The organism is Mesorhizobium sp. Cs1321R2N1, assembly GCF_037179725.1.
GTDB classification, from domain to species: domain Bacteria; phylum Pseudomonadota; class Alphaproteobacteria; order Rhizobiales; family Rhizobiaceae; genus Mesorhizobium; species Mesorhizobium salmacidum.
The window spans coordinates 1-1,924 of the sequence record NZ_JAPYKP010000294.1 but is presented as its reverse complement, the minus strand read 5'-3'; the positions used below and the strand labels follow the sequence as shown (position 1 = coordinate 1,924).

At 63.0% G+C, this 1,924-nt stretch carries 2 protein-coding genes; both read left to right on the top strand.

The features are described from left to right. The coding region (groES, locus tag O7A61_RS32090) for a co-chaperone GroES (protein WP_337133157.1) at nt 1-285 on the top strand (285 nt) is incomplete at its 5' end. A 65-nt stretch (nt 286-350) separates the two neighbouring features. Beyond that, the coding region (groL, locus tag O7A61_RS32085; protein ID WP_337133156.1) for a chaperonin GroEL at nt 351-1,924 on the top strand (1,574 nt) is incomplete at its 3' end.

Here is a 1,924-nt window from a genome sequence, read left to right as displayed (position 1 = left end):
AAGTTCCGCCCGCTTCATGACCGCGTGGTCGTTCGCCGGGTCGAATCCGAATCCAAGACCGCCGGCGGGATCATCATCCCGGATACGGCAAAGGAAAAGCCGCAGGAAGGCGAGATCATCGCCGTCGGTTCCGGCGCTCGTGACGAAGCTGGCAAGCTGGTCCCGCTGGACGTCAAGGCCGGCGACCGCATCCTGTTCGGCAAGTGGTCGGGCACCGAAGTCAAGCTCAATGGCGAAGACCTTCTGATCATGAAGGAATCCGACATCATGGGCATCATCGGCTGATCATCGGCCTCATCTTCAACTCGAATTTTTCGGGCTCTATCCGAGCCCCTGCCAGGAGCTAAAACATGGCTGCCAAAGACGTAAAATTCTCCCGTGACGCCCGCGAGCGCATGCTGCGCGGCGTCAACATCCTCGCCGACGCGGTGAAGGTCACGCTCGGTCCCAAGGGCCGCAACGTCGTCATCGACAAGTCGTTCGGCGCTCCGCGCATCACCAAGGACGGCGTCACCGTCGCCAAGGAAATCGAGCTTGAGGACAAATTTGAGAACATGGGCGCGCAGATGGTCCGCGAAGTTGCTTCGAAGACCAACGACATCGCCGGCGACGGCACCACGACCGCGACCGTTCTGGCGCAGTCGATCGTCCAGGAAGGCCACAAGTCGGTTGCCGCCGGCATGAACCCGATGGACCTGAAGCGCGGCATCGATCTGGCCGTCACCGAAGTGGTCGCCGCTCTCGGCAAGGCCGCCAAGAAGATCAAGACCTCCGAGGAAGTCGCCCAGGTCGGCACCATTGCCGGCAATGGCGACGAGTCGGTCGGCAAGATGATCGCGGAAGCGATGCAGAAGGTTGGCAACGAAGGCGTCATCACGGTTGAGGAAGCCAAGACCGCCGAGACCGAGCTGGAAGTCGTCGAAGGCATGCAGTTCGACCGCGGCTACCTCTCGCCCTACTTCGTCACCAACGCCGACAAGATGGTTGCCGAACTGGAGGACGTCTACATCCTCCTGCACGAGAAGAAGCTCTCCAACCTGCAGGCCATGCTGCCGGTCCTCGAAGCCGTCGTGCAGACCTCAAAGCCGCTGCTCATCATCTCGGAAGACGTCGAAGGCGAGGCCCTGGCCACGCTGGTCGTCAACAAGCTGCGTGGCGGCCTGAAGATCGCCGCCGTCAAGGCGCCGGGCTTCGGTGATCGCCGCAAGGCCATGCTGGAAGACATCGCCATCCTCACCGGTGGCCAGGTCATCTCGGAAGACCTCGGCATCAAGCTCGAGAATGTTGGCCTCAACATGCTCGGCCGCGCCAAGAAGGTGTCGATCTCCAAGGAGAACACCACCATCGTCGACGGCGCCGGCAAGAAGGCCGAGATCCAGGGCCGCGTTGCCCAGATCAAGCAGCAGATCGAGGAGACCACCTCGGACTACGACAAGGAGAAGCTGCAGGAACGTCTGGCGAAGCTCGCCGGCGGCGTTGCGGTGATCCGCGTCGGCGGTGCGACGGAAGTCGAAGTCAAGGAAAAGAAGGACCGCGTCGATGACGCCCTCAACGCGACCCGCGCGGCCGTGGAAGAAGGCATCGTTGCCGGCGGTGGCGTTGCCCTGCTGCGCGCTTCGGCCAACATCAAGGTGACCGGCGTCAACGCCGACCAGGCCGCCGGCATCAACATCGTTCGTCGTGCACTGCAGGCTCCGGCCCGCCAGATCGCGGCCAACGCCGGTGCGGAAGCATCGATCGTCGCCGGCAAGATCCTCGAGAACAAGGGCGCGACCTTCGGCTACAACGCCCAGACCGGCGAATATGGCGACATGATCGTCATGGGTATCGTCGATCCGGTCAAGGTCGTGCGCACGGCCCTCCAGGACGCGGCATCGGTCGCCGGCCTGCTCGTCACCACCGAAGCCATGATCGCCGAAGCTCC